The organism is Phytopseudomonas dryadis, from assembly GCF_004327355.1.
GTDB lineage: Bacteria > Pseudomonadota > Gammaproteobacteria > Pseudomonadales > Pseudomonadaceae > Aquipseudomonas > Aquipseudomonas dryadis.
The window spans coordinates 47,372-56,100 of record NZ_QJUM01000037.1 but is presented as its reverse complement, the minus strand read 5'-3'; the positions used below and the strand labels follow the sequence as shown (position 1 = coordinate 56,100).

Below are 8,729 nucleotides of genomic sequence, written 5' to 3'. Positions count from 1 at the left end.
CGCAACTCCAGCATGCGCCGCGACTACAGCAGCAACGAGTTCGACGAGAACCGCCTGATCTTCAACTACCCGATCTCGTTCCTGTAACCGATCACTCCCGGGTCATGGCACTTTTCGGCCCGTCCTCACGACGGGCTTTTTTATGGCCTGCCATCCCTGGCGGCCACCCTCCGGGCCGTCGCAAGCGACGTTAAAAATAGCTCCCGGCTATTTTTTATGGCCTGCCATCCCTGGCGGCGGCCACCCTTCGGGCCATCGCAAGCGACGTTAAAAATGGCTCCCGGCCATTTTTTATCGCGGGTGCACACGGACGAGCGCAAACGCCGCTGCGGCGACACCGAGCGTGGACAGGCAGGCAGATTGATTGACAGAGGACACCCGAACGGGCGTTGAAATGGAGGCGACCCTACCAGCCACACCCCGGCACACAATGTTCCCGCTGTGGCTGCTTCCTTCCGGATCTGACCAGGTTCACGGGTAATCGTTGCGGGGGACCGGCAGGGCCACCATAACGCGGCTCGCCATGCAGCGAGCCGGCGCCATTGTACCGGCTTGCGCCGAACTTACAACTGCTTCAAGCACTTAGCGTTTTCTCAGGGCTATACGCGGAAACGCCCAACCAGTTGCGCGAGGCCAGTGGACAGCTCGGACAGGCGCTGGCTGGCCTGCGTGCTTTGTTTCGAGGTCTGCGCGGCCTCGTTGGACAGTTCGCGGATATCGCTGATGTTACGGGCGATTTCTTCGGTGACGCTGCTCTGCTCCTCGCAGGCGGTGGCGATCTGTGCAGCCATGTCGTTGATGCGCTGCAGCGACTCACTGGTGTCGCTCAGCGCCTGATCGACACCCGCCGCCTGCTCCACGCTGTCGCGCGCACGCTGGCTGCCGGAGTGAGTGACCTTGACGGCATTCTGCACCCCACTCTGCAAGCACTGGATCATCTCCTGGATGTCCTTGGTCGACTCCTGGGTACGCGCCGCCAGCGCCCTCACCTCATCGGCGACCACCGCGAAACCGCGGCCCTGCTCGCCGGCACGAGCCGCCTCGATGGCGGCGTTGAGCGCCAGCAGGTTGGTCTGCTCGGCGATGCCGCGAATCACCGACAATACTTCGCCGATCCTGCCCGCTTCCTGCTCGAGCGCCTGGATGGTGCCCGAGGCGCTTTCCACTTCCTGCGCCAGTTGCCGAATCGAATGAATGGTGGCGCCCACGACCTGGGCGCCGTCACGGGACTGCGCCTCGGCGCTGCGCACGGCATCCGCAGCGCCCTGTGCGCTACGCGCCACCTCGTGCACCGCCGCACTCATCTCGGTGGCCGCCGTGCTGACCTGATCGACCGCGGCATGCTCGCTGTGGATCAGGCGGTCATTGGCGGCGGCCATGCCAGCCAGGCTCTGCGCCGAATCGGCGACCTCTTCCGTGACCCGCCCGACCTCCTTGATCAAAGGCTGCAATTTGTCGAGAAAACGGTTGAACGCCTGGCTCAGGCGCCCCAGCTCATCGCGTGAGGCTACCTCGAGGCGCCCCCGCAGGTCCCCATCACCGTCGGCGATCTGCTCGATACGATTGAGCAGCCGGTGCAACGGCCGGGTGATGAGCACGGGAAAACCGACCACCAGCAACAGGCAGACCAACAGGCCGCAGACAATCACCGCCCCCAGTTGCCAGGCCACACGTTTGCCGCGCTCGATGGCCGCGCCCCCTAGCTCGTTAGCGGCCTGATCCTCCAGCTCACCCAGCTTGTCGATCACAGCGCGCATGCTGTCGAACCGCGCTTCGCTGTCACCGAAACTGAGGCGAGACGCAGCCACTGGATCCGTGGCCGTCAACTGGACGACCTGTTCGGCGGTGCTCTTCCACGTGGCGAAACTACGCTCGAACTCGGCGACAAGGCGCAACGCCTCGTCACCCGGCTGCATCTGCGCGTAGGCCTTTACCCGGTCGGCTGCCTGTTTGACGTTCTCCGCCTGCATCGCCCTGAGTTCGGCGACATGGGCCTGGGCTTCCTCATCCAGCAGACTGCGCTCGGCCACCAGCGCCTGGTACAGATCGCGATCGGCGTTGAGCAGCAGGCTGACCGCGGGCAGATAGCGGTTGGTCAGGCGCGTACTCGAGTCGGCCACCTGGCCGATGCCCCACATGCCCAGCGCGCCCATCGACACCAGCAGCAAGGCCAGAAGGATGATCGGCAGGGCAATCTTCGAACGGAATCCAAGGTCAACGAATAGACGCAGCATTGAGCAGCCCCCCAGCACAGCCATTGGTTCTTTTATGTAAGGTTCAGCGGATGGGCTCCCGATACCCTCAGAAACGAATCGACGGGGGCACCGCTTCCAAGCAGCATAGCCGCGATTGACTTGTACGCTGCGGCAAACCGCCACCACCTCCAGCTGGAATCTTCGTCAGCGCAGGAATAATGGTGCCGAGCGACCCGCAAACAGCGCTGAAGGGACTGTGCAGCACTGCAAAAAACTGCGCCGCCCCCCGTAATTGAGCAGTAAAGCGGGAATTTACCGCCCGCCAATGGGTCACAATGTGGCCCGGGGTTGCCGGCAGTCGCTGGCAAAGCCGTTCAGCCAGGCGCAGAGCATGCGCGGGCGCCCTCAATGCCACACTTTTTATCCTCCAAGGAGCTACACATGGCCATAACCAAAGACCAACTGATCGGTGACATCGCAGAAGCCATCGACACGCCGAAGACCACCGTTCGCTCGGCCCTCGATCAACTCAGCGAAATCGTCAGCGATGCACTGGAAAATGGTGGTGAAATAACGCTTCCTGGTATCGGCAAACTGAAAGTCAGCGCGCGCCCGGCGCGTACCGGCCGCAATCCGCAGACCGGCAAGGCGATCGAGATCGCGGCCAAGAAAGTGGTCAAGTTCGTACCGGCCAAGGCCCTGACCGACGCGATCAACTGATTTCTCGCCATGGGGCGTTCGTGCCGAACGTCCCATGACGCCCCCGCTCCGCGCTTTCGCACAGAGCCACCCCAGCCGTCCGCGCTGCCCCATCAAGCTGAACCCTCGCCGGCCATCACCCTCAAAAACAGCGTTGCCCCTTCTCTCTCTGCAGGACGCTGCGTATGTCCACCGACCGCGAACTCACCTTTCGCTCGCTGTTCAGTGGCGTCGTACTCGGTGCTTTGCTGACCCCCTCGAACATCTATTCCGGACTGAAGATCGGCTGGTCGTTCAACATGTCGATCATCGCCCTGCTGGTCAGCTATGGCCTGTGGCGCAGCCTGCAGCGCTGGCGCCTGGGTACGGCATGGAGCATGCGCGAGAGCAACATCAACCAGACCACCGCCTCGGCCGCCGCCTCGATCATCTCCGGCGGCCTGGTGGCGCCGATTCCGGCCTATACCCTGCTCACCGGCGAACGACTCGACGCCGCGGCGCTGATGGCCTGGGTGTTTTCGGTGAGTTTCCTCGGCATCTGGGTCGCCTGGTACCTGCGCCGCAGCATGGTCGAGGACACGCGCCTGCGCTTCCCCGAAGCGGTGGCCACCCTGGAAACCATGCAGCAGGTCTACAGCCATGGCCGCGATGCGCTGCAGCGCCTCTACGTGCTGGGCGCCGCCGCCTTGCTCGGCGGCCTGATCAAGTGGGCCGACACTTTCGTGTTCAGCCTGCCGCGCTGGACGCCGACGGCGACTCTGGAGCGCCTGACCTTCAACCTCGATCCCTCGCCGTTGCTGATCGGCTTTGGCGGCATCATCGGTATCCGCGTCGGTCTGTCGCTGCTGCTCGGTGCACTGCTGGCCTGGGGTGGCTTGGCGCCCTGGCTGCTGGCCAGCGGGCTCGTGCAACTGGATGCGGCGGCCAGTGGCCCGCAGTTCGGTGTCCTGGTGGAGTGGCTGCTGTGGCCAGGCGTCGCCCTGCTGGTGAGCGCCACCCTGACGGCGCTCGCCGTGCGTTACCGGCGTAGCCGCAACATCACCCGCACAGGCGCCGGGGCCGGCTTTCAGGCCCCGGCGAAACTGCCCCTGGCCATGCTCGGCCTGTCCTCGTTGCTGGTGATCATCCTGCAGGTGCTGATGTTCGATATCGACCCGCTGATGGCCCTGCTGAGCATCCCCCTGGCGCTGGTGCTCGCCTGCATGGCCGCCCGGGTGGTGGGCGCCACCGGCATTCCGCCGATCGGCGCCACCGGCCAGCTGTCGCAGCTGACCTTCGGCCTCATCGCCCCGGGCCAGATCGGCATCAACCTGATGAGCGCCAATACCGCCGGCGGGGCCGCGGGCCAGTGCACCGACCTGCTCAACGACTTCCGGGTCGGCCACGCCATTGGCGCCCGGCCCTACCATCAACTGATCGCCCAATGCCTGGGCATCGTCACCGGCAGCATCGTCGGCGTGCTGGTGTACCAGATCCTGATTCCCGATCCACAGGCCATGCTGATCAGCGCGCAATGGCCGGCGCCGGCGGTCGCCACCTGGAAGGCGGTGGCCGAAGTGCTCGGCTATGGCATCGACTCGCTCGACAGCAGCATTCGCTGGGCCATGCTGGTCGGCGGCCTGGTCGGTGCGGCCTTCGGTGTGCTGGAGGCGACCTTGCCGCCGCAATCGGCCTTCGCCCGCCTGCTACCCAGCTCGGCAGCCTTCGGCCTGGCCTTCATCATTCCCGCCTCGATCTCGCTGATGATGACCCTCGGCGCCCTGCTGGCCTGGGTGCTGCAGTCACGCTGGCGCAGCCTGGGCGAACGCTTCGGCATCGCCGCGGCCGCCGGCCTGGTGGCGGGTGAAAGCATCGTCGGGGTCGGCGCTTCGTTCTGGATGATGTTCGCCGGTGGCTGAACGACCTGGCGGTCCCGCACGCGGAAGCGACGCTGCCGTAGCTCGGCGGCAGCCTGTGGATACCGTCTTGCTCCTTGGCCTGCAAGAGCCCGTTCGCAGTCTGGGTTCGCACGTAGGAGCGTCTACCCCGGCGCGATGCGATAGCGGCCATGCTGCAAACATCGCGCTATGGCCACGATTCGCCGCGAGGGCGCGGCTCCTACAGAAAAGCGGCAAACCGCAGGCCGTGTAGGAGCGTCGACCCGGCGCGATGCGATGGCGGCCATGCTGCAAACATCGCGCTATGGCCACGATTCGCCGCGAGGGCGCGGCTTCTACACGAGTCTGGCAATTCTGTGCTTACTGTTGAATCCCGTAGAATGGATCGGGAGCCAATTTCGACGTCGCTCGCGACGGCCCGCAGGATGGCCAGCCACCCAAAAAAGCTCGCGGCTAAAGCCCCTCCCACGCCCGCAGGGGCCTACTCGGCACCGATGCCGTAGTCGGCCAGCCTGGCGATAAAGGCTGGCTCGTCCAGCACGCTGATGCCCAACTCGTTGGCCTTGCTCAGCTTGGAACCGGCGCCGGGGCCGGCCACCACGCAGGTGGTCTTGGCCGAAACCGAACCGGAGACCTTGGCGCCGAGGGACTCCAGCTTGCCCTTGGCGATATCGCGGCTCATCAGCTCCAGGGTGCCGGTCAGGACCCAGGTCTGCCCGGCGAGCGGCAGGCCTTCGACGGCCTTTTTCGCGCTTTCCCAGTGCATGCCGAAGGCGCGCAATTGCGCCTCGATGGCCCGCGCACGTTCGGCGTTCTCGGCATTGCCGAAGAACTCGCGCACCGACTGCTTGGCCTTTTCGTTCAGGCCCTTCATCGCGCTGAGGTCGAGCCAGTCGGCAGCGATGACGCCGTCCAGGGTCTCGAAGCGCTCGGCCAGGTTCTTCGCCCCGGTCGCCGCGACGAAAGGAATGTTCAGCTTGTCGAGCAAACCGGCCAGGGTGGTGCTGGCGGCGAACTCGGCGCCCAGCTCGCCCTGGTCCTGCAGCTCCAGGCCGCGCTCGAACAGTTGCCGGATAACGCTGCGGTTGTGCTCGTCCTCGAAGAAACTGTGGATCTCGTGGGCCACTTCCAGGCCGATATCCGGCAGGTAGGTCAGCACCTCGGGCAGCGCCTGCATGACCCGCTCCAGCGAGCCGAGGGAACGCGCCAGCACCTTGGCCGTTTCCTCGCCGACATCGGGGATACCCAGGGCGTAGATGAAGCGTGCCAGGGCCGGACGCCTGCTGTCGGCGATGGCTTGCAGCAGCTTGCGGCTGGAGACTTCGGCGAAGCCCTCGAGGCCGACGATCTGCTCGAACTGCAGGGTGTACAGGTCGGCCGGCGAAGCGACCAGACCTTCGTCGACCAGTTGCTCGACGCTCTTCTCACCGATGCCTTCGATGTCCATGGCCCGGCGCGAGACGAAATGGATGATCGCCTGCTTGAGCTGGGCGGCGCAGGCCAGACGGCCGACACAGCGGTATACCGCGCCCTCGCTGACGGTTTCGCGACCCTTGCTGCGCTTGATCAACTGGGTGCGCTCGACGGCAGAGCCGCACACCGGGCACTGCTGCGGCACCTCTACCGTGCGGGCATCGGCCGGACGGCGGTCGGTCACCACCTGCATGACCTGGGGAATCACGTCACCCGCGCGGCGGATGATCACCGTATCGCCGATCATCACCCCCAGGCGCGCCACTTCATCCATGTTGTGCAGGGTGGCGTTGGACACCGTCACGCCGGCCACCTTGACCGGCTTGAGACGCGCCACCGGGGTCACCGCGCCGGTGCGGCCGACCTGGAACTCGACGCCCAGCAGTTCGGTCAGCTCTTCCGTGGCGGGGAACTTGTGGGCGATGGCCCAGCGTGGCTCCCGCGCGCGAAAGCCCAGCTCGCGCTGCGCGGCGATGCTGTTGACCTTGAACACCACGCCGTCGATCTCGTAGGGCAGCGTATTACGCCGGGCGCCGATGTCACGGTAGTACTCCAGGCATTCCTCCACGTTCTTCGCCACCTTCAGCTCGCGGCTGATCGGCAGCCCCCACTCGCGCAATTGCCTGAGGTTGTCGATGTGGCTCGTGGCGATGTCGTGGGAAACCCGGCCGATACCATAGCAACAGAACTCCAGGGGACGGCTGGCGGTGATCTTCGAATCCAGTTGCCGCAGGCTGCCGGCCGCGGCGTTGCGCGGATTGGCGAAGGTCTTGCCGCCGCTCTCGGCCTGGCTGGCGTTGAGCCGCTCGAAGCCGGCCTTGGACATGAACACCTCGCCGCGCACTTCCAGCACATCGGGCCAGCCCGTGCCGTGCAGCTTGAGCGGAACGTTGCGAATGGTGCGCACGTTGACGCTGATGTCTTCCCCGGTGGTGCCGTCGCCGCGGGTGGCCCCACGCACCAGTTGGCCCTGCTCATAGAGCAAGCTGACGGCCAGGCCATCGAGCTTGGGCTCGCAACTGTACTCCACCGTGGCGAACAGCTCGCCCGCGGGCGCGTCCAGCCCCTCGACCACGCGGCGGTCGAACTCGCGCAGATCGTTCTCCTCGAAGGCATTGCCCAGGCTGAGCATGGGGATCTCGTGTCGCACCTGGCTGAAGGCCGACAGCGCCAGATCGCCAACCCTCTGGGTCGGCGAATCCGGAGTGATCAAATGGGGATGCTCGGCTTCCAGCGCCTTCAGCTCGCGGAACATGCGGTCGTACTCGGCATCCGGGATGCTCGGCTCGTCGAGTACGTGGTAGCGGTAGTTGTGCACATCCAGTTCGGTGCGCAATTCGAGGATGCGTTGGGCGGCGTCGGTCATTGCAAAAATCTCAAGCGGCATACTTGAGCGGCAAGAAACGACAAAGCCCCAGACCAAGCGCTTGGCTTGTAGCTTGGGGCTTGTCGCTTGCAGCTTCTTCTTTTCTAGCGTTTCTGGGTCAGCAGACGGCGCTCGTACTCGACGATGCGCTGACGGTAATGTTCGATGGTCTGGGCGGTGAGCACGCTGCGCTGGTCGTCCTTCAGCTCACCGTTCAGCTCGTGGGCCAGCTTGCGCGCGGCAGCGACCATCACGTCGAAGGCCTGCTTGGGATGGCGCGGCCCGGGCAGGCCGAGGAAGAAGCTCACGGCGCGGGTGCTGAAGCCTTCGATATCGTCGAGGTCGAAGGTGCCCGGCTTCAGGGCATTGGCCATGGAGAACAGCACCTCGCCATTGCCGGCCATGCTCTCGTGGCGGTGGAAGATGTCCATCTCGCCGAAACGCAGGCCGCTTTCCAGGATGTTCTGCAACAGCGCCGGCCCCTTGAAGCCCTGCTCGTCGCGGGCGATGACATTGATCACCAGCACCTCGTCGACCGGCGCCTGCTCCTTGGCCGGGCTGTTTTCGCGCGGGCTCTCGGCGTCGTCGACCGGATTGAGCAGGGTGGGAACCGGCTCGTCCAGGCCCAGGTTGAGATCGCCCTGCTGCGGCTCGCCAGTGCGCCGGCGGTTGAGCTCGCGGGCACTCAGGGAAGGCAGGTCTTCTTCGTCCAGCGACGGCTCCTGATGACGCTCGACCACCCGTGGCGGACTGAGCAGGTCGGGATCGCTGTCGTCATCCGGCAGGTTGGAGAAGCTGCGATCGAGCCGGAACTTCAACTTGCCCTTGCCGCCACGCATACGGCGCCAGCCATCGAAGAGGATGCCGGCGATGACGATGATACCGATGACGATCAGCCACTCGCGTAGACCGAATTCCATGAAATGTCCTGACCCCTAACCAAAAATTGATGAAAAAAGGCGTCCTGCCCCTCTCTCGATGACCCTGAAACGTGGCGCCAACTCCATGTTCTGACTGGCGTTTTCCACGTGCAACAAAAGTGGGCGTTAAGCTAGCACGACGAAAGACAACTTTACACCGCCAACACGCCGTAAAAGCGCCGCCCGGGACAGTTTTTAC

6 protein-coding genes and 1 other RNA gene are annotated in these 8,729 nt (G+C 64.8%); 3 read left to right on the top strand and 4 right to left on the bottom strand.

All coding sequences use genetic code 11. The features are described 5' to 3' along the window. The coding region (locus DNK34_RS25805; RefSeq protein WP_165497344.1) for an OprD family porin at positions 1-87 on the top strand (87 nt) is incomplete at its 5' end. 317 nt (positions 88-404) lie between these two features. Here DNK34_RS25805 and ffs read toward each other — a convergent pair. Both ffs and DNK34_RS23085 read right to left on the bottom strand, forming a co-directional pair. Then, positions 405-500: signal recognition particle sRNA small type (gene ffs / locus DNK34_RS23090), an RNA gene on the bottom strand. A 99-nt stretch (positions 501-599) separates the two neighbouring features. Then, positions 600-2,234 (bottom strand): methyl-accepting chemotaxis protein, encoded by a 1,635-nt coding sequence (locus tag DNK34_RS23085; RefSeq protein ID WP_131177641.1) that lies wholly within the window; start codon positions 2,232-2,234, stop codon positions 600-602. Positions 2,235-2,636: 402 nt separating this feature from the next. On the opposite strand from DNK34_RS23085, the gene DNK34_RS23080 reads away from it, so the two are divergent. After that, on the top strand, positions 2,637-2,915 hold the full coding sequence (locus tag DNK34_RS23080) for an HU family DNA-binding protein (protein WP_131177640.1): 279 nt from the start codon (positions 2,637-2,639) through the stop codon (positions 2,913-2,915). A gap of 164 nt (positions 2,916-3,079) precedes the next feature. After that, entirely contained in the window at positions 3,080-4,792 is a 1,713-nt protein-coding gene (locus tag DNK34_RS23075) for an OPT/YSL family transporter (RefSeq protein WP_131177639.1), read from the top strand. Positions 4,793-5,252: 460 nt separating this feature from the next. Here the strand turns inward: DNK34_RS23075 and ligA are convergent, their stop codons facing one another. Continuing rightward, positions 5,253-7,610, bottom strand: coding sequence for an NAD-dependent DNA ligase LigA (gene ligA, locus DNK34_RS23070; protein ID WP_131177638.1), 2,358 nt, complete (start codon positions 7,608-7,610; stop codon positions 5,253-5,255). Positions 7,611-7,714: 104 nt separating this feature from the next. After that, positions 7,715-8,530 (bottom strand): cell division protein ZipA, encoded by an 816-nt coding sequence (gene zipA / locus DNK34_RS23065; RefSeq protein ID WP_131177637.1) that lies wholly within the window; start codon positions 8,528-8,530, stop codon positions 7,715-7,717. Between the last annotated feature and the right edge of the window lie 199 nt (positions 8,531-8,729).